The sequence below is a fragment of the Shewanella carassii genome (genome assembly GCF_019670705.1).
GTDB classification, from domain to species: domain Bacteria; phylum Pseudomonadota; class Gammaproteobacteria; order Enterobacterales; family Shewanellaceae; genus Shewanella; species Shewanella carassii.
Map to the genome: position 1 here is coordinate 641,465 of NZ_AP024618.1, position 19,251 is coordinate 660,715.

Annotated in this window: 19 protein-coding genes; 14 read left to right on the plus strand and 5 right to left on the minus strand. The window is 54.9% G+C overall.

Annotated features, from left to right (window positions below; all coding sequences use genetic code 11):
* Nucleotides 1-145 precede the first annotated feature (145 nt).
* Genes K5621_RS03030 through dsrO form a run of 3 tightly spaced genes read right to left on the minus strand, consistent with a single transcriptional unit; the run spans nucleotide 146 to nucleotide 5,062 of the window.
* A complete protein-coding gene (locus K5621_RS03030; RefSeq protein WP_221050390.1) occupies nucleotides 146-3,256 on the minus strand; it encodes a tetrathionate reductase subunit A in 3,111 nt (1,036 codons plus the stop codon).
* Complete coding sequence (gene nrfD / locus K5621_RS03035) at nucleotides 3,256-4,329, minus strand: NrfD/PsrC family molybdoenzyme membrane anchor subunit (protein WP_221050391.1); 1,074 nt, start codon at nucleotides 4,327-4,329, stop codon at nucleotides 3,256-3,258. Before nrfD ends, K5621_RS03030 begins: the two co-directional genes overlap by 1 nt.
* Nucleotides 4,319-5,062 carry a sulfate reduction electron transfer complex DsrMKJOP subunit DsrO gene (dsrO, locus tag K5621_RS03040; RefSeq protein ID WP_221050392.1) on the minus strand — a complete coding sequence of 248 codons (744 nt, stop codon included), beginning with the start codon at nucleotides 5,060-5,062 and terminating at the stop codon, nucleotides 4,319-4,321. Before dsrO ends, nrfD begins: the two co-directional genes overlap by 11 nt.
* A 214-nt stretch (nucleotides 5,063-5,276) precedes the next feature.
* Between dsrO and K5621_RS03045 the strand changes: the two genes are divergently transcribed.
* The 6 genes from K5621_RS03045 (at nucleotide 5,277) to K5621_RS03070 (ending at nucleotide 10,111) form a co-directional block, all read left to right on the plus strand.
* A complete protein-coding gene (locus tag K5621_RS03045) occupies nucleotides 5,277-7,088 on the plus strand; it encodes a sensor histidine kinase (protein ID WP_221050393.1) in 1,812 nt (603 codons plus the stop codon).
* A gap of 26 nt (nucleotides 7,089-7,114) precedes the next feature.
* Entirely contained in the window at nucleotides 7,115-7,759 is a 645-nt protein-coding gene (locus K5621_RS03050) for a response regulator transcription factor (RefSeq protein WP_052248120.1), read from the plus strand.
* 132 nt (nucleotides 7,760-7,891) lie between these two features.
* On the plus strand, nucleotides 7,892-8,875 hold the full coding sequence (dusA, locus tag K5621_RS03055; RefSeq protein WP_221050394.1) for a tRNA dihydrouridine(20/20a) synthase DusA: 984 nt from the start codon (nucleotides 7,892-7,894) through the stop codon (nucleotides 8,873-8,875).
* Between the two features lie 243 nt (nucleotides 8,876-9,118).
* Nucleotides 9,119-9,418: a hypothetical protein gene (locus K5621_RS03060; RefSeq protein WP_100143090.1), complete on the plus strand. Its 300-nt coding sequence runs from the start codon at nucleotides 9,119-9,121 to the stop codon at nucleotides 9,416-9,418.
* Nucleotides 9,419-9,545: 127 nt separating this feature from the next.
* On the plus strand, nucleotides 9,546-9,740 hold the full coding sequence (locus K5621_RS03065; RefSeq protein ID WP_100143091.1) for a PspC domain-containing protein: 195 nt from the start codon (nucleotides 9,546-9,548) through the stop codon (nucleotides 9,738-9,740).
* On the plus strand, nucleotides 9,737-10,111 hold the full coding sequence (locus tag K5621_RS03070) for a hypothetical protein (RefSeq protein ID WP_157929050.1): 375 nt from the start codon (nucleotides 9,737-9,739) through the stop codon (nucleotides 10,109-10,111). Before K5621_RS03065 ends, K5621_RS03070 begins: the two co-directional genes overlap by 4 nt.
* Before the next feature lie 65 nt (nucleotides 10,112-10,176).
* Here K5621_RS03070 and K5621_RS03075 read toward each other — a convergent pair whose 3' ends face one another.
* A complete protein-coding gene (locus tag K5621_RS03075) occupies nucleotides 10,177-10,917 on the minus strand; it encodes an enoyl-CoA hydratase (protein WP_025886877.1) in 741 nt (246 codons plus the stop codon).
* Between the two features lie 52 nt (nucleotides 10,918-10,969).
* Between K5621_RS03075 and K5621_RS03080 the strand changes: the two genes are divergently transcribed.
* The 3 genes from K5621_RS03080 to K5621_RS03090 are packed head-to-tail and all read left to right on the plus strand — an operon-like array spanning nucleotide 10,970 to nucleotide 13,159.
* Nucleotides 10,970-11,434 carry a copper chaperone PCu(A)C gene (locus tag K5621_RS03080; RefSeq protein ID WP_167387654.1) on the plus strand — a complete coding sequence of 155 codons (465 nt, stop codon included), beginning with the start codon at nucleotides 10,970-10,972 and terminating at the stop codon, nucleotides 11,432-11,434.
* 12 nt (nucleotides 11,435-11,446) lie between these two features.
* On the plus strand, nucleotides 11,447-12,418 hold the full coding sequence (locus tag K5621_RS03085) for a DUF2333 family protein (protein ID WP_100143093.1): 972 nt from the start codon (nucleotides 11,447-11,449) through the stop codon (nucleotides 12,416-12,418).
* Nucleotides 12,419-12,421: 3 nt separating this feature from the next.
* On the plus strand, nucleotides 12,422-13,159 hold the full coding sequence (locus K5621_RS03090) for a TIGR04219 family outer membrane beta-barrel protein (RefSeq protein WP_100143094.1): 738 nt from the start codon (nucleotides 12,422-12,424) through the stop codon (nucleotides 13,157-13,159).
* A 66-nt stretch (nucleotides 13,160-13,225) separates the two neighbouring features.
* Here K5621_RS03090 and tolC read toward each other — a convergent pair whose 3' ends face one another.
* Complete coding sequence (gene tolC, locus K5621_RS03095; protein WP_221050395.1) at nucleotides 13,226-14,542, minus strand: outer membrane channel protein TolC; 1,317 nt, start codon at nucleotides 14,540-14,542, stop codon at nucleotides 13,226-13,228.
* A gap of 236 nt (nucleotides 14,543-14,778) precedes the next feature.
* Here tolC and nudF point away from each other — a divergent pair, with 236 nt between their 5' ends.
* Genes nudF through parE form a run of 5 tightly spaced genes read left to right on the plus strand, consistent with a single transcriptional unit; the run spans nucleotide 14,779 to nucleotide 19,223 of the window.
* Nucleotides 14,779-15,393: an ADP-ribose diphosphatase gene (gene nudF, locus K5621_RS03100; RefSeq protein ID WP_100143096.1), complete on the plus strand. Its 615-nt coding sequence runs from the start codon at nucleotides 14,779-14,781 to the stop codon at nucleotides 15,391-15,393.
* Complete coding sequence (locus K5621_RS03105; protein WP_100143097.1) at nucleotides 15,386-15,820, plus strand: DUF1249 domain-containing protein; 435 nt, start codon at nucleotides 15,386-15,388, stop codon at nucleotides 15,818-15,820. Before nudF ends, K5621_RS03105 begins: the two co-directional genes overlap by 8 nt.
* 15 nt (nucleotides 15,821-15,835) lie before the next feature.
* Nucleotides 15,836-16,675, plus strand: coding sequence for a 3',5'-cyclic-AMP phosphodiesterase (cpdA, locus tag K5621_RS03110; RefSeq protein WP_100143098.1), 840 nt, complete (start codon nucleotides 15,836-15,838; stop codon nucleotides 16,673-16,675).
* A gap of 32 nt (nucleotides 16,676-16,707) precedes the next feature.
* Complete coding sequence (locus K5621_RS03115; RefSeq protein WP_221050396.1) at nucleotides 16,708-17,283, plus strand: YqiA/YcfP family alpha/beta fold hydrolase; 576 nt, start codon at nucleotides 16,708-16,710, stop codon at nucleotides 17,281-17,283.
* A 53-nt stretch (nucleotides 17,284-17,336) separates the two neighbouring features.
* Nucleotides 17,337-19,223: a DNA topoisomerase IV subunit B gene (gene parE, locus K5621_RS03120; protein WP_221050397.1), complete on the plus strand. Its 1,887-nt coding sequence runs from the start codon at nucleotides 17,337-17,339 to the stop codon at nucleotides 19,221-19,223.
* Nucleotides 19,224-19,251: the final 28 nt, after the last annotated feature.

A 19,251-nucleotide genomic window follows, 5' to 3' on the forward strand; every position in this document is an offset into this window, starting at 1 on the left:
GATAGCGTAAGGCTAATCCATAAGCGGTTTCACTCCCGCCCACTGGATCACACTCTTATTAGCTTAGAACAATGGCTTGGGCTCTGTGGCGATTTCTTGCCCGGAAAAACTGTGCCCGGCATAAAAACCGGGCACAGCGCGAGCTTCAGGAGACTTTTTCGATTTTCGCCGGTAGCCCCTGGCGGGCCGAGGCGCCGCTGGCCCAATCCACCAGAGGATAGGAACCCGAACGGCTGGGATCCAGCACTGCGAGATCGTTGAGGTTAACCCCGGCGCGGATCAGCGGATTGGCTGCAACCTGCTTGCCATCTATGCTGAATGCCCGCGCGCCGAGCTCCTTGTGACCAAAGCCGTGTTCAATGGCGATGCACTCCGGGTGCACACCGGCGACGCATTCCACCAGTGCTAGTACACTGCCGTTGGGGGTGCTGATTTTCACTGTATCCCCTGTGGCTATGCCCAATCTTTGGGCCGTGTCTTTATTGATCCGCACCGGATTATTGGGGTGCACTTGCCTGAGCCTGTCAGAGCCGATACTCATGGAGCTCATGGTGTGTGACTTGTAGCTCGACAGCAACATGGGCCAGGACTGGCGGTCGAAGGCTTGCCTGAGCGCTGTGCCATCGACCAGGCGTTGACCATAACTGCGCGGACAACCACTGAGAAACTCGCCGCTCTGGGAGTGACGGCGACTGCCCACTTGGGGGTTCCACAACATCATCGGCTTGGGCCAGACCTTGGTGGGGTTGCCTTCGGCATCCCTGGCCTTGTTCATTGATTCGAAACGGCCACCGCGGGCATAGAGATAAGCCACCCTGGATGCTTCCTCTTCGCCGAGACGGGCCTTGAGTTCGGGAATGATCCTGGCAACCCCGGACCAATAGAGATCTTCCTTGCCGATGGCGGGGACTTTCTCTCCCAACCAGGCGACGTTGGCGGCGCCGTAGAGAGAGAAGTCGGCGGCGCGAGTCAGCGGGTGGCGTGTGCCATCATGGGCCAGCACCGCATTTTCACCGAAGCCGGGCAGGGCCAGCGCCATGGCAACCCGGGTAAGGAAGCTTTCCATACACACGGGATCGCCATCCACTGTGTGTTCTACCCTGGGTTTGACTATCGGCCAGCGGCCGGTGGCTATCTTGGTCATGGTGCCCTGCCAGGCCGAGGTCCAGCCCCAGGACTCATAGGTGAGGGTATCCGGCACTATATAGTCGGATAACGCCGTGGTTTCGTTGATAAAGCTATCGATACTGATAAACAGCGGCAGCACCTTGGGATCTTTGAGCTTATCGCCTATGGCGGCGCCGAGTCCGGCCTGACCGTAGACAGGGTTGCCCATATGGTTGATCCAGGCCTTGAGCGAATAGGGGTAACCGTTGACCGCCGCGGTTAGATGCTCGCTCAGCATGGGCGCCGAGATCGGGAACCAGGGTTCTTTTGCCGGGTAGGGCGACTCGCCGGCCTGCTGCTTGCGCTTGTATTCCGAGCTTTTTTCATAGGGGAAACGGGAGCGCGACAGGAATACTCCCTTGGGCTGCACCATGCCGTCAAACTCGGCCAGATTGTAGCGTGGGCCTTTGCCGAAGGCCGGGAAAGTACCGCCTTTGGCTAGCGCGCCGCCCTTTTGGTTGATATTGCCTATCATGGCGTTGAGCATCATGATGGCCCAGGCGGTATAGAAGCCATCGCTGCTCATGGTGCCGCCGTGGCTGATCACCGCGGCCTTGCTGCCATGGCTGGTGAACTTGTTGGCCAGGGCTTCAATCTCATCGACCGGCACATCGCATTCGGCGCTGTATTGCGCCAACGTCTTGAGCCGGGCCGATTCGGCCAGCAGGCTGAAACTGCTCTTGCAGGCCAGGCTCTGGCCATTTTGGCCTGTGAGTCTGCGGTCCACTTCGAGCTGCGCCTTGGGGCAGGCTTCGGCGGCCATGGGTTCACCGCTGACGGCGTCCAGCACCAGCAAGGGGTCTTCATCACCGAAGGGCTTGCCGCTGAAGGCCAACCCCAATTCGCTGGCGTGCAGATACTGGCCGTATCTCGGATGCGCCTGGTCTGAATGCACCAGGAAACCGGCATTACTGAAACCGCGGAAACCGGCGGCTTTGGCGGCCTTGACATTGGGAGCGCTGAGAAACTCGGCGCTGTAGCGCTGATTGTCTATGATCCAGCGCAGCATAGCCATCGCCAGCGAGGCGTCTGTGGCCGGGCGGATTGGCAACCAGACATTGTCCGGCGCCGACGCCAGATTGGAGGTGTTGGGCAGCATGGGCGAAACCACAACATAGCTGAAGTTGCGGTTGTTGACCCTGGCATTGGCCATTTGCCGCGCTTGGCGCTTGAAGGGGTTGCCGGATTGCTGCGGTGAAGTGCCGATGAACAACAAGAACTCGGCATGATCCCAGTCCGGTTTCAAGTGGGCGTACTTTTTCAGATCGTCCAGCAAGGCGCCGGCACCGGCCCGATAGCTGAAGCCACAGTAAGAGCCGTGGTTGGCAAAGTTACGGGTGCCGAAGCTGTTGAAGGTAAAGCGTTTTATCAGCGTGTCCCGCCCCTCATCCGAGGCGTTGCTGACCAATAGCTGATTGGCCTTGGGGCCGTATTCAGGGTTGGCTGGATCCAAAGGCGTGTTGAGATCGCGAATCGCCCTGAGTCCATCCACATGGCCTTCACCAAACAGATCGCCACCTTCGACGACCTCCTTGAGCAACTGCTCGAAGGCTATGCTCTGCCACTGGCCCGAACCTCTGGGGCCGACTCGTTTCAGGCAGCGTGTTACCCGATAGGGGCTGTCCAATAACTCCAGCATGGCGTTACCGCGGGCGCAGGCGGTGGAACGCCCGGCAAGCCCCTGTTCTTGCCAGGCGCTGGTAGCCACCAGGGCATCGCGCACCGGGGTGTCAAAGTCCAGGTGTTCACGGGCCGACAGCGGATGATAAGGATTACCGTTGATACGGATAATGCTGTCGGTTTCATTATCGATACGGGCCCGCACCCCGCATTTGGTCCAGCAACCGAAACACATGGTATTGGCCAGACGTTGGTTGTCATTGGCGCTCAGTTGGCCGCTATTCAGGTCGACTTTGAGCTCAGGTGCCAGCGAGTTGCCATGAATCGCTTCTTGGGTGTTTTTGCCCGAGCTGCCATTGACCAGGCCCTTGCCCAGCTGGGTTAGGGTGTGGCTGTAGCCTGCAACAAATAGTCCGGTACCACCTGTGATGGCAGCCCCTTTGATAAAACGGCGTTTACTCTTGTCCATTATGCGGCTCCTTTCAGTCCGGTGGCAGACTGACGTATCAGTTCGGAAATCAGGGTGATCAGGGCCAGCCATAGGCCAAAGGTACCCAGGATCCCTAGTAGCCCCTGTGGGCCCCAGGGCAGTTCATAGAAGTAGGTGCCGGCGCCATACTTGGGATCCGTCTGCGCCTGGATAAGCACCAGCCAGCGAAAGCCCCAAGCCAGGTGGATGGCGGCAAAGCTGCCAAACAGCAAGGCCCAGCGGGGTAGATTTCTGAAGGCCAGCAGCAGCGCCAACAAGGCCAGGGTTGCCAGCACCCAGATAGCGGCCAGTTGCCAACTGGGGCTGTCGCCGAGCAGTAATCTGGCTTCATTGGCGCTGTTGCCGCCACTGAGGGCCCAGCCGATAAGCAACAGGGCAAACAGGGCGAAGGAGCCACGCAGCCAGAGCAGCAGCTGTTTGTCGGTCTCCTGCTTATGGCCATTGAACAGGCGGTTGAGCCAAATCAGCATACCGCTGCCGGCGGCCAGGGCGCTGGCCGCAAACAGGGGCGGCAGCCAGTAACTGTGCCACAGCGGCCTGGCCTTGATGGCCATGGTTTCCATGCCGGTGTAGAGGGCGATACTCAGGCCGCTGAGCAGGGCAACCCAGGCTAGAGGCTTGAGCCAGGGCTCGCCTTGCCAGTTCCCCAGGCGTAACCAGTATCCCAGGCGGCTCCAGCCATCTTTGGGCTGAGTCGGAAGGGAAGGGCGCAGCAAGAGGTAGGCAAAGGCCAGCGCCGCTGCCATAAATAGCGGCAGTAACCAGGCGCCATACCACATCCAGGAATCCAGCCTGAGCTGCATATAGAAGTGCCAGGCGCGGGCGGGTTGGTGCAGATCGGCCAAGAGTGCCACAGGTGCCACTATGGCTGTGCTGAGGATCAGGCTGCCGCAGAGTGTCAGCAGGCGCTTATCCTTGGCGCCGGGGCGGATAATGGTTAGCGCCGCAATCCACACCGCGGAATAGGCCAGTCCCATCATAAAGAAGTATTGCACCGCCCAGGGTAACCAGGTGATGGCGATATCCGGGGTCAAGATCTCTTTAATGTCCATGGTGCAACTCCTCTCCAGTGGCGGTCATCAGGCTGCGAACCGGCGCTTCGCCACGGATCCTTTCTTCAAATGCGGCTGTCATCCCCAGATAGAATACGCAGGGCGAGGTTTCGGCCGAGGGCTTGAGTACCTTGATCTCGTTTCTGTGCTCGGCCAGCATGCGACTGATTTGGCTGCCGGGATCGTTGAGATCGCCGATGATCCTGGCCTCACCGACACAGGTTTCGACGCAGGCCGGTAGCAAGCCCGCTTCCAGCCGATGGGCGCAGAAGGTGCACTTGTCGGCGGTGTTGGTGTCATGGTTGATAAAGCGCGCATCGTAGGGACAGGCCTGGACACAGTAGCCGCAGCCGACACACCAGTGGCTGTCGACTACCACTATGCCGTCTTGGCGCTGAAATGTGGCGCCTGTGGGGCAAACCGGGATGCAGGGTGGGTTTTCGCAGTGATTGCAGAGCCTGGGCAGCATCATAAAGGCGCTTTCCTGCCCTTGGGTCACTTCATACTGGTTGACTGTGGTACGAAACTGCCCCAGTGGGGGGTGATTTTCTATGGTGCAGGCGACAGTACAAGCCTGGCAACCGACGCAGCGGCGCAGATCGATCAGCATGCCATAGCGTTTGCCACTGGTTGCCTGGGGCTTGGAAGTCGATGCCTGGGCGACGGGCAAAAACGCAGCTCCGGCGCTGATGGCGGCGATTTGCCCCAGTAGTTGACGTTTACTCTTGTCCATACAGACTCCTGAGTCTTGCGGTGATTGGAAACCCACCGGGCTCCTGTTGCCTGTATTCTCGGCAACTGGCGCCCCTGGTCTCTATAGTGGTTTTCCACATATCGGGGCTGCTATTGATCCAGCGCAAGAAATTGAGGCTAGAATGGCGGGCAGACTGATGTTGCCCCTGCCGCTTGTGGCCGCAACATTTCCTAACCGGAGCTAAAACCAAGAGATGAGAATCCTGTATCTGCTGTGTTATCTGTTTGCGGCTGTACTGCTCGGCCATTGGTCGTCAGCTGCGGCAGCGACTGAGCCTTTGCCGCTATCAGGCCCAGCCATGACAACTGGAGCGCTGACTGATAAGGCCGTGGTGGATATAGGTGTGTTGGCTACCCGGGGCTACAGCGACAGCATCAACCGTTGGCAACCCACCATGAATTGGCTCGAGCAGCAGATCCCCGGATATTACTTTCGCCTGCACCCCTTGACGCTGGAGCAGCTATCGCAGGCGGTGGCCGCTCAGGAGCTGGACTTTGTGATCACCAATCCGGGCCAATCTGTGCTGTTGGCGCGGCAGTATTCCTTAAGCTGGCTGGCAACCCTCAAGAGCCGCCTCAATGCCGGTGAGCCGATGCAGGTGGGTTCGGCGCTGGTGGTAAGAAGCGAGTCCAGCCTGCAACATCTGCAAGATCTCAGGAACAAGCGCCTGGGGATAGTCTCGACCCAGGCCTTCGGCGGCTACCTGACCTTGGTGTATGAAGCGCGGCTCAAGCAGATAGACCTGCCAAGCTATGTGGCCGAGATCCAATCTTTGGGATTCCCGCTGGATAATCTGCTCTATCGCCTGCGCGATGGCAGCATAGACGCCGCTGTGGTGCCAGTCTGCCAGTTGGAGCAGATGGCGGCGGAGGGGCTTATCGATGCCGGGCACTATCGGGTGCTGGACAATCAGGCACCGGCAGGGTTTGCCTGCGAGGTGTCGACCCGCCTCTATCCCAACTGGTCCATGGCCAAGACCAGTCGTGCCAGTCAAGGGCTGGCCAAGCAGTTGACCCTGGCCCTATTGGCACTGCCGGAAGACAGTGAGGCGGCCAAAATGTCCGGCTCGCTGGGGTGGACCACGGCGGTCAGTCAACTGGCCATTGATAAGCTGCTCAAGGATCTGGACCTGCACCCATTGCAGGCGCCTTGGTGGCAAAGGGCGCTGCAGTGGCTCAAGGCTCACAGTCATTGGGGCTGGAGCTTGCTGGCGCTGCTGGTGCTGCTCAACGGTTATCACTTCTGGCTCGAATACAGTTTCAGCCGCCGCGGCCGGGAACTGGCCAAGGCCCAGCGGCAACTGAGTGAAAACCTCAGTTTGCTGGAACATGCCCAGCGGGCGGCGGTGGCCGGTGAACTGGGGGCCAGTCTGGCCCATGAGTTGAACCAACCTTTGGCGGCCATAGGCAACTATTGCCACGGCGCCAGTGTCAGGCTGCAACAGGGGCAACTTGACAAGTTGCCGCTGGCACTGGAACAGATACAGTCGGAAGTGGGCCGCGCCCACGGTATCATTCAAAGGCTCAGGGGGCTTTTGAAAAAGCGCCCGCCGCAAAAACAGTTGCAGCCGTTCAGCCCCTTGCTGAGCGAGACGCTTATTCTGCTGGGGCATGAATTGGAGAAACAATCGATCCGCGTCGATTGGCAGATTGTCGGCGAAGAAAGCCCCATGCAACTGGATACGGTCGCCATGCAGCAACTCTTGTTGAATCTGCTTAAAAATGCCATCGAAGCCTTGGCTGAAGAGCCTAAGGTCGAGCGCCTTATTGCGCTGCGGCTGGATTATCAATCTCAGCCCGGCAAGCTCTTGCTGGAAGTGCAGGACAATGGCCCTGGACTTAAACAGGATGGCAAGAGCCTGATGCAGGCCTTTACCAGTACCAAGACAGATGGCCTGGGGCTGGGGCTGGTGATCTGCCGCGAAATCGCCGAGAGCCATGGCGGCAGCATTAGCCTGCTGCAGCCGCCTGAGGGCGGTTGTCTGGTCACAGTGTTGCTGGCTTAAACCCGTTTTGCCAAGGAGAAAGAAAAATGCCGGGACAATTTGCTGCTCAAAACAGTTCACCGACCGATGACAAGCGTCAGTCAGTCTATCTGGTGGATGACGATGATTCGGTGCGGCGCTCGTTGGGGTTTATGCTGGAAGGCTATGGTTTTGAGGTGCAGGCCTTTGAAGATGCCGAGCATTTTCTCAAGGCGCAGCTGTTGGATCTGCCCGGCTGCCTGATCCTCGATATGCGTATGCCAGGGCTCAGTGGGGCGCAGCTGCAGCAACTGCTCAACGAGCGTAATAGCCCGCTGGCGGTGATCTTTCTCACCGGCCATGGCGATGTGCCGCTGGCGGTGGATGCACTTAAATCCGGCGCGGTGGACTTTTTTCAAAAACCCGCCGATGGCGCTCGCCTGGCCGAGGCGGTCACCAAGGCGCTGAGTCACTCTGCCGAAATCGCCAAGCGCCGAAAGCTGCAAGGCATCTACCAGGCGCTGACTCCGAGGGAGAAAGAGATATTGCATCTCATCGCCAAGGGCTATAAGAACCAGCAGATAGCCGACGAACTCTGCATCGCCATGCGCACAGTGGAGATCCACAGATCCAACCTGATGAAGGGCATGCAGGTGAGCTCGCTGGCTGAAATGTTGTTGATTTATGCCGGGATAGAGACAGAGTTTGAGTAACTCGGATCAAAAGTCTTCGGCGGCAATAGAATGACCTTTGATTCGGGTTTATGAGCGGGATTTATCTGCGGCTGTCGTTTTATGGCCACAGAGGGTAAAATAGCGGCCCATTTTTGCGTACCGGATCTGTGAATGCCAAGCTCTATCGATGCCAACCGCCGTTTTTCCATTGCCCCCATGCTGGATTGGACGGATCGCCATTATCGTTACTTTGCCCGGCTGATGTCGAGTCAGACGCTGCTCTACACTGAGATGGTGACCACAGGCGCGATACTGCATGGCAAGGGCGATTATCTGGCTTATAACCAAGAAGAGCACCCGCTGGCATTGCAACTGGGCGGCTCCAATGTTGAGGATCTGGCCCGCTGCGCCGAAATCGCCCAGCAAAGGGGGTATGACGAAGTAAACCTCAATGTGGGATGCCCTTCGGATAGAGTTCAGAACGGCCGCTTTGGCGCTTGTTTGATGGAAGATCCCGAGCTGGTGGCCCATTGCGTCGATGCCATGCGCCAGAAGGTGGATATCCCGGTGACGGTCAAGACCCGCATCGGCATAGACGACAAAGATTCCTACGAATTTCTTTGTGACTTCATTACCAAGGTGAGTGCTGCCGGCTGCGATACTTTTATCGTTCATGCCCGCAAGGCCTGGTTGCAGGGGCTTAGTCCCAAGGAAAACCGTGAGATCCCGCCATTGGATTATCCCAGGGTTTATCAATTGAAGCAGGATTTTCCCGGCCTGCATATCAGCATCAATGGTGGTATCAAGAGCTTTGAAGAGATGCATGCTCATCTGGCCCAGCTGGATGGGGTGATGGTGGGGCGCGAAGCCTACCAAAATCCCTATCTGCTGGCCGAGGTGGATCAGAAGATCTTTGGCCTCGATAGCCAGGTTATGAGTCGCGATCAGGTGGTGGATGCCATGTTGCCCTATGTGGAAGCTCATCTACAGTCGGGTGGCCGCTTGAATCATATCAGCAGACACATGACAGGCTTGTATCAGGGGATCCCCGGCTCTCGTAGTTGGCGCCGTCATCTGAGCGAGAATGCCCACAAGCCGGGGGCCGGCATAGAAGTGTTACTGCAGGCCCGTGAAATGATGCACAGCGGAGTTTGACCTTGCTGTAATACCCGAGTGGTGAAAATCGCTATGGTGATAGTGCTTTTTACCAACGGATAGGAAATTGCTGTATTTTTGTGCTGCTACGGTCAGTCATTCTGGGTTAATGATTGGCCGTTTTTATTTTTTATTTCATTTAATATCATATCCTTAATCGAAACTTTTCCCAGTTGGCACGCCCTTTGAATTAGTCATCTTGACCGCTGACCCGTTCAGCTTAACCAGAAAGGGATGACAAGCATGAAAACTTCCAACCTGACTATTCAATCTTTGCTTCTTGGCGTTGTTTTGGCCTCAGCCAGTGTTTCAGCCCAGGCCGATGTACTGCCTACTCAACCTATCCTCAGTGCTGTTGAACAGAACCTGAGCCAACAGGCCCAGACCATGTTGCTTAGTGCCAAGCGTGAAATGCTGGCCTCCCTGCAACAGGAACTGGAGCGTAGCGTGGCCCAACTGAGCGAGGAGATGACTCAAGAAACCCTGAGTCAGATCACCGAATTACCCGTGGAGACCAGTGTTCTGACCCAAGCCAACGATTGAGGTGCCTATGTGGATAAATAGCACTTTGGCACTACTGATGTTTCTGCCGTTGCTTGGCTACACTCTGGTGGCGTTGTTAGCCTGCGGTGCCCGGCAGATACAGTTAACGAGATAATCGGAGTCAGTTATGTTTGATTTGGAACGTACACTCAAGGGAAATTCTTCCATCGTCTGTGGCCTATGCCGCGATATGGCCGAGCGTTTTGGCTGGTCGGTATTCTGGACCCGAATTGTTGCCGCAATCATCACTCTGATGCACCCATTGCTCGGATTGACGGCTTACTTTGCCCTGGCACTGCTGTGGCCCAAGTGGGTGAAATGAGTATGTATAACAAGAGTCGAAACAAGCACAGAAGATATAGGTTGCTGTCTCAGTTACTGGTATGGAGCATTGTCGGCGCGCTGATCCTTATGGTCTCTCTGCTCAGCCGCGAGTTTATGTCAGTGGGGATTTGGGGTAGTCCGTTTTTATGGTTGGATGCCGAGAACTGGAGCTGGGTGTTGACCCTGATAACCGCGATGCTGGCATTGGTCTGGGCCGCAATGACTTTCAGTGTGTTGGCTGTGGTGTGCGTACTTTGTGTTGCTGCGGCATTACTGATGTTTATCAGCGGCTTTGCAATGATTTGGCCCGTTCTGATATTGGCATTGGCAGTATGGGGAATAGGCAAGTCCAGTCAATGGCAGGAGTAGTAGTGTTGCTGCGACTGGCTTGGTGTCAGCCCAGCCGCAGCAACATTGGATTCAGCCTCGATGATTTAACCTTTGTTGAGAAACTGGCGGAAAACCGCTTTGGCTTCATCGCTCTGCAGACGCTGGCCGAAGAGTTCCAACTCCTGGTGCATCTGGTGTTGTACCCGGCTCTTGTGTGGCCGCATAAGTTGTCTGGTGAGTTGCAGCGCCTGAGGTGGCTTGGAAGCCAGGGCCTTGGCCTTTTCCAGCGCATAAGGGAAGAGCTCCACCGGACTCAACATGCGGTTGATGAGTTTGAGATCCAGCGCCGTTTCGGCATCGAAACTCTCGCCCAGCAACAATAGCTCAGAGGCCTTTTGGTAACCGACCAACTCAGGCAGTAGCAGGCTGGAGCCGGCTTCAGGCACCAGTGCCAGGTCGATAAAGGGCAAACGGAACTGGGCTGTGTTATCGGCATAGACCAGGTCACAATGCAGCAACAGCGTGGTACCGATCCCGACAGCGGCTCCGCTGACCGCGGCGACCAAGGGCTTTTTCAGCTCCAGCAGGCAAAAGAGAAATCGCACTGCAGGATGGTTGGGGCCCAGATCCGGCTGCTTGAGAAAATCCGCCACATCATTGCCTGAAGTGAAGCAGTTTTCACTGCCTGTCAGCAGAAAGGCACGGATCTCGTTGTCCGCTTCCCCCTGGATCAGGTATTCTGTAAGCTGCTTATACATATCGAGATCGAGGGCGTTACGTTTATCCGGACGGTTAAAACGTATGATGCGTACACCCTGCTCATCCTGAACCTGAATCGTGCTCATTCGTTGTTTCCTTTGCTGACGAAATGGGTTTTACATGGAGTTTAAGACATAGATGGCGATATTCAAACAACTGTTTAAAGTTATCTTGCTGGCCGGCATCAGTGCCAGCGCCTTCGCCTCGAACATAATGCTCGAACAAGGATATATCCGGGCCATGCCCGCTTCAGTTCCCAATACGGCGGCGTATCTGACACTCAGCAACCATGGCGCGGCGACTGAGCTGGTTTCTGCCAGCACCCCTGTGGCCCGTGAAACCATGCTGCATACCCTGATTGAAGAAGACGGCCTGGTTAAAATGCGCCATGTTGCGGCTTTCCCGCTGCCTGAGCATGGCCAGTTGACGCTGCAAAGCAGCGGCGATCACATCATGATCATGGGCCTCAAGGCACCGTTAGAGCTGGGGCAAAAAGTGCCTATGACACTGAGTTTTGCCAATGGTGAAACCCTCAATATCGAACTCGAAGTAAAATCCCCTCATGATGCTCCTGCAGCTCAAGAGCATCATCACCATCATTAAGGAGAACCCGGGATGCAAATGACATGGAAAAAAGGTGTCGGTGCTGCGGCCATAGTGTTCGTTATCGCATACGGCATCAGTGTGTGGTGGAGTATTGAACCCGAAGTACTGCCCCCCCAGGTGATGACATCGGAAAAAGGCGAGAAAATCACAGGTTATGCCACTACCAGTGCGCTGATCAATACCATGGAGACCTTGCTGGATAAGCAAGGAGGCTGGTTGTCCAACGACATGATGCCGCCTTCTGTGATGATGGACAACATGCCGGCGTTTGAATTCGGTGCCCTGGAACAGGTGCGGGATCTCGCCTTGATCATGCGCAAAGAGTTCAGCCGCTCCCAGTCTCAGTCCACCGCCGACAAAGATCTGCTGGAAGCGCACTCCAAGCTGAATATTGAGCATACCAGTTGGCTGGTGCCCAGTGCCGAGAGCGAATATCGTGATGCCATCAAGCTATTGAAGGTTTACCGGGCGCGGATGATGGATCCCAATAACCCGGATGCCCAGTTTTATGCCCGTGCCGATAACCTCAATGAGTGGTTGAAAGAGGTGCAGAAGCGCTTGGGCAGCATGTCGCAACGTCTGGCGGCCAGTGTGGGTCAGGAGAGGCTGAATACCGATCTGGCCGGCGACAGTGCCGCCCGTCAGTCGACCCCCAACCTGGCGAGTCAGCAGATTAAGACCAGCTGGTGGCAAATAGACGATGTCTTCTATGAATCCAGAGGCTCTGCCTGGGCCTTGCTGAATTTCATGAAGGCAGTAGAAGTCGATTTTGCTGACGTACTGAAGAAAAAGAATGCCGAAGTGAGTCTCAAACAGATCATCCGTGAACTGGAAGCGACTCAGCAAACAGTCTGGAGCCCAATGATCCTCAACGGTTCCGGATTCGGTTTGGTGGCCAACCATTCCTTGGTGATGGCCAACTATGTGTCCCGCGCCAATGCCGCGGTGATTGATTTAACCAACTTGCTTTCACAGGGTTAATTTATGAAAAAGACTTTATTGGCGACAGCCTTGCTGGCTTCTTTGATGGCGACCTCCGCCCAGGCAGCAACAGTCGTAGGCTTTAAGGTAGGCGCCGATTACTGGAAAGGAGATGCCAGCGGTACTTTCGCCGAGAAAGGCCAGCCGCAGCAGGAGTTCAACTATGACTCTTCCGCCCAGTACAGCCTTTGGTTCAGCGTTGAGCACCCTGTGCCATTGCTGCCCAACCTGAAGATCCGCGAAAACCGCCTGAAAGAAGATGGCGCGATGAGCAATGCCAACTTCAATTTCAACGGCCACAGCTTCAGCGGTGATGTTTACGCCACGGCTGACCTGAGCAACACAGACTTTATCCTCTACTATGAGCTGCTGGACAATGATCTGGTTGCTCTGGATGTGGGTGGTGCCTATAAGTTGATGGATGGTTCTTTCCGGGTGGCAGACAAGGGGCATCCTGAACAGCGTGATATCGACAGCGGTGTGGTCATGGGTTATGCCAATGCCGAGGTTGGCCTGCCTTTCTTCGGCCTGTACGCCTTTGCCGATGTGTTGGCCGGTATCAATGAGTCCAATGTCTATGACTACCAAGTGGGTCTGGGCTGGGAGTTTGATGGCGTGGCGCTGGATACCCGGGTGCGTGCCGGTTATCGCGAGTTTAAATTTGACGTGAACGGCTTCAACGGCATGAGCAGTAATATGCAGTTTGACGGCTTCTTTGCCGGCGTAGAACTGGTGTTCTAATTCCGTTTCAGTCGATTAGTCACAAAAAAACCGCCAGCTGGCGGTTTTTTTATTGGTTAAACTCCCTTACTGCTGTGCAGGAGTTGTCAGGCCGTTGTTGATGGAGATGACATCATCTTCATTCAGGGTGCCTGTGGCCTGTTTCAGTGCCAATATCGACTTGATATAGCCGTAACGGGCGTTGGACAGCTGACGCTTGGAATCATACAGATCCCGGGTACGGTTCAGCACGTCAACTATGGTACGGGTACCCACTTCAAAACCGGCTTGAGTGGCTTTCAATGCACTTTCGGAAGAGAGCACTGACTGCTCATAGGCCTTGATGGAGCTGATAGAAGCGCCAACGTTGTTGAAGTTGTTGCGAACATTTTTGACTACTTGGCGGTAGGTCTGCTCCAGTCTCTGGCTAGCTTCAACATAGGCGTATTGCGCTTGTTTCACCTGAGAGCTGACCTTGAAACCTTCAAAGATAGGCACGCTCAGGTTAACGCCTACAGTACCGTTATCGAAGTCGGGTTGGCTCTGGCTGCCCACTTCCTGCTCCAGGCCTTTGGTATAACCGGCACTCAGGCTCAGAGATGGCATATGGCCGGCCTTATAGAGGCTGATGGTTTCCTGGGCGATATCTTTACCGATACGCTGGGTCAGCAAGTCGACACTGTTGGTCTCGGCCATCTTTAGCCAATCGCTTGGCATCGCCGGGGTTGGGCTGGCTGCAGAGAAGCGGTTGGTGTCCAGGATATCGATGCTCTTGTGATCTATGCCGGTGATTTCCCGCAGGGCTTCATAGCTGTTGATCAGTTCATTCTCGGCCAGAATTTCGGCAGCGGTCGCCAGGTCATACTGAGCCTGTGCTTCATGGACATCGGTAATGGCTGTCAGACCAACAGCAAAGCGTTGCTTGGTTTGTTCCAGCTGACGCTCGATGGCACGCTTCTCGGCACCTTTGAATTCGTAGTTGTCCTTGGCCGCCAACACGTCAAAGTAAGCGGTGGTTACCCGGGTGATCAATGTCTGCAGGGCTGAGGCGTAGACGGCATCGGCCTGTGATGCGGCTTTCTCTGCCAGGCTCAAACCTACCCAAGCGGCATGGTTATAGATGACTTGGTTGAGTTGGATGGCACCTGTCAGGCCGCTGCTATCTTCAGAAGGATCGTTCCAGGCTTTATTGTAACCGACATTGGCACTGATGCTTGGTAGCAGTGGGGCGCGGTTTTCTTCAACTTTTTCATATAGTTGATCTCTTTGTGCCTTGGCTTGGAGCACTACGGGATCATTGGTTAATGCCTGCTGATATATCTGAAGTAAATCGTCGGCTTGAACGGCCGGGGCAGAAACTGCGAGCGTTAACGCCGCGCATAAAGTGCGGATCTTGAATTTCATTGGCTGTCCTTATAGACAAACACCCTGTGACGGGTGGTTTCAACTTCGTTAGACTGTTAATGCCTTTGATAAAGGCGGTTTGCGCTTCCCGACGCTTCCCGATACAGCAAAACTTAATGGTTTTGATACTAAAAAATCAACCGTTTTCAAGTCAATTCGGAAGTGTAACAGATTTTATTGGCAAATGGTGCCGGGTGGTTCGAAATTGCACCTTTTATAGCTAAAGCGGAGTGAAAATGGCAGCAGAAAAATTCACCAAAAAGGATATTCAGGTGCTGGGGCAGCGCACGCTGTACCGGGGATTTTTCCGGATGGAGGAATATCGTTTCCGTCATCGGTTGTTTGCCGGGGGCTGGAGCGATGAAGTGACTCGCGAAGTATTTGAACGCGGTCATGCCGTGGTGGTTTTGCCCTACGATCCGCAAGAAGACAAAGTGGTGCTGATAGAGCAGGTGCGATTTCCGGCATTGGAAACTAGTGAATCTCCTTGGCTGTTGGAGTTGGTGGCGGGTATGATTGCCCCCGGTGAAGTGGCCGAGGAGGTGGCCAAACGGGAACTTTTGGAAGAAACTGGACTCCACTCCAGTGCAATTTCGGCCGTAAGCAGCTATCTTTCCAGCCCCGGAGGTTGCAGTGAACGCTTCTTCTTCTATTGGGCTGAAGTCGACTCATCAAAGGCAAACGGATTGCATGGCTTGGCCGAAGAGCATGAGGACATTAGGCTGCATGTGCTGTCCCGCAGTGATGCTTATGCCAAGGTGCTCAGTGGCGAAATCGACAATGCTTCAACCGTGCTCGGACTGCAATGGTTGCAGCTCAATTATCAAACTTTATTGCAGGCCAATGAATAAGAGAGACAGTGACAAGAAATATCAGCCGGATGTCAGCCGCTTTTTAGCCCTGTGTGGTCGCAATTATGGCCATATTCAGCGCTGGTTACCGGATGAGGGGGAAGTGGGCGAAAGCTGGCAGGTGGAAGGAGACTTCGGTTGCCTGGATGTCGAGTTGCTGGAAAATACCCGCTATACCCAGCTGATCAGTATTTCCCGCCATGTGGGAAAGGGCGGCTTGGTGCCTGCTCCCAAAGTCACTGTACGGATTTATCATGATGCTAAATTAGCAGAAGTGTTAAGCAGCCGACAGATTTACCAATTGCGGCCGGTGTATGATTATCCGAACTTACGCATGTATCATCGCGACGAAAAGTACCAGGTAAACGCCTTCCTGGAGGAGTTATTGAAAATAGACTGTCAGGCGCGCCTCGTTTGTCAGTCCTGAGATTGGGTAATCAAAGTGCTGAAAGAGGCAATCACATACAGTATTCCTGAGGACAAGAGTGTTCGTTTGGTGCAGATCACAGATCCTCATCTGTTTGCCGATCCCGAAGGGCAGCTTCTTGGCGTCAATACCGCCAACAGTCTCAATGCCGTTATCAATACCATTCAGGCGGTCAAGTATCCTGCCGACATGCTGCTAGCCAGTGGCGATATCAGTCAGGATTACTCCGGTGAGTCTTACCGTAACTTTGTTGAAGCGGTCAAGCCGTTAAACCTTCCCTGCCACTATATTCCAGGTAATCACGACGACCCCAGGATCATGTATCTGCATATGCAGGGTGAGCGAGTCTACGGTCATAGGCGGGTCTTGGCGGGGAATTGGCAGATTATCCTGCTGGACTCCACTGTGCGGGGAAAACCGGGTGGCCATATGGCTGAAAGTGAACTTGAGGTCATTCGTAGCGCGATTGCTGCCGAACCAGACAGACATGTGTTGTTGGTGATGCACCATAATCCAGTGTTGGTGGACTGTGCGTGGTTGGATCAACACTGTATGGACAATGGCGCCCAGTTTCTCAAAGAGATGGGGCGTTACCCTCAGGTAAAGGGCATGCTCTGGGGCCATGTTCATCAGCAGCTGGATACTGAATACCAGGGTGAAAATCACAGGCTATCTTTGATGGCGACCCCATCGACCTGTATTCAATTTAAACCCTTGTCTTCCTACTTTGCGCTGGATGCTCTGCAGCCTGGCTACCGTTTGCTGGAGCTTAAGCCCGATGGTAGCATGCTCACCAATGTTTATCGGATCCCGGGCGAACGCTTCGCACCGGATGCTGAGGCCAGCGGCTACTGAGTTTTATCGGAGCAGCTGCCTAGTGAGGAACTATGCTGCTCTATATTCACGGTTTCAACAGTTCTCCCTTGTCCGACAAGGCCGTGCTTACCCGCACCCATATTGAACGACATTTTCCCGGTGTGCGACTGGAGCAGCCGCAGTTACCCAGTTCGCCCAAGGCGGCAATGGAACTGTTGATTCAGTTGACCGAAGCTGCCAAGGCCAAGGGTGAGCCTCTGGCGTTTATCGGATCATCCCTCGGCGGGTATTTTGCCTCTTGGCTAGTGGAGCGTTATGGCGGCAAGGCGGTACTGGTTAACCCGGCGGTGCGCCCCTTTGAGTTATTCAGCGATTATTTGGGAGCACAGTACAATCCCTATACCGATGAGCACTACCAATTATTGCCGGAACATCAGCTACAACTGATTGAATTTGATACGCCAGTCATTCTCAATCCGGATCGTTTTTTTGTATTATTACAGACTGCCGATGAGGTGCTGGATTATCGCCAGGCCCTGGGCAAATATCACTGCTGTGAGATGCTGCTTGAAAGCGGTGGAAACCATAGTTTTGTGGGTTACGGCGACAAGCTGGACTCAGTCTGCCGTTTTTTACACTTATCTTGACAATCAGATCCTCGCGGCCCACCATGGCCTGAACATAAAAGACAGTGTGCGCTATGACCAATCAATACACCTCCGATGCCATTGAAGTACTGAACGGACTGGATCCGGTAAAACGCCGTCCCGGCATGTATACCGATACCACCCGACCCAACCACCTGGGTCAGGAAGTCATAGATAACAGTGTCGATGAGGCCTTGGCCGGGTTTGCAACCCGAATCGATGTGGTGTTACACACAGACAACTCGCTGGAAGTTACAGACGATGGCCGTGGTATGCCGGTGGATATTCACCCGGAGGAGGGGATCCCCGGGGTCGAGCTGATCCTGACCAAACTGCATGCCGGTGGTAAGTTTTCCAACAAAAACTATCAGTTTTCCGGTGGTTTGCATGGGGTGGGGATCTCTGTGGTCAACGCCCTCTCCAAAAGGGTTGAGATCACGGTTCGCCGCGATGCCAAAGTGTATGAAATGGCCTTTGAGCATGGCGACAAGGCCGAGAGCCTCAGGGAAACAGGTACCTGCGGGCGCCGCAATACCGGCACCCGGGTGCAGTTTTGGCCCGACCCCAGCTATTTTGACTCACCCAACTTTTCGGTCACTAAGCTGACTTATCTGTTGCGGGCCAAAGCGGTACTCTGTCCTGGGCTTAGAATTCGTTTCGCCAACAAACAAAACGGTGAGGTTCATGAGTGGTTTTATGAAGAGGGCCTGACCGATTATCTGAAAGACTCCCTCAAAGAAGCCCCGGCGCTGCCACAGGAGCCTTTTGTCGGCAGTATCAAAACCAATCTGGAAGCCGCCGACTGGGCCATTACCTGGTTGCCCGAGGGCGGCGACAGTATCAGCGAAAGCTATGTCAACCTGATCCCAACGCCGCTTGGTGGTACCCATGTGAACGGTTTCCGTCAGGGACTGCTCGAGTCGATGCGTGAGTTCTGTGAGTTTCGCAACCTGATCCCAAGGGGGATTAAGCTCAGCCCGGAAGATATCTGGGACAAGGCCAGTTTTATTCTGTCGGTGAAGATGCAAGATCCGCAATTTGCCGGCCAGACCAAGGAGAAACTCTCCAGCCGCCAGTGTTCTGCGTTTGTGTCGGGTGTGGTGCGTGATGCCTTCAGCCTTTGGCTCAACAGCAACACAGATCAAGCCGAACTGCTGGCCGAGATGTGCATCAACAACGCCCAGAAGCGCCTCAAGGCGGCGAAGAAAGTCGCCCGCAAGAAGGTCACTTCAGGCCCGGCGCTGCCCGGTAAACTGACCGACTGCACAGGTCAGGATCCGGCGCGTTCCGAGCTGTTTCTGGTGGAAGGGGACTCGGCCGGTGGCAGTGCCAAACAGGCCAGGGACAGAGAGTTTCAGGCGATCATGCCGCTGCGGGGCAAAATTCTCAACACCTGGGAAGTGGAAGCGAGCCAAGTGCTGGCCTCCCAGGAAGTGCACGATATCTCAGTGGCCATAGGCTGCGATCCCGATAGCGACGATATCTCCGAACTCAGATACGGCAAGATCTGTATTCTCGCCGATGCCGACTCGGATGGTTTGCACATAGCAACTTTGCTGTGCGCGCTGTTTTTGAAGCACTATCGCACCTTGGTTGAAAAGGGGCATGTGTATATTGCGATGCCGCCACTGTTCCGTATCGATATCGGCAAAGAAGTGTTTTACGCTTTGGATGAGTCTGAAAAGCAAGGCATTCTTGACAGGATTGCCGCAGACAATAAGAAAGGAAAGGTGCAGGTTACCCGCTTTAAAGGTCTGGGTGAGATGAACCCACTGCAACTGAGGGAAACGACCATGGATCCCAATACCCGTAGATTGGTACAGCTGACCATAGACGATGTCGATGAGACTGTGGCATTGATGGACATGTTGCTGGCCAAGAAGCGCTCAGGCGATCGTAAGTCATGGTTGGAAACCAAGGGAGATCTTGCTCAACTGTAATCGCCCTTGATGTGCCAATAACTATAAA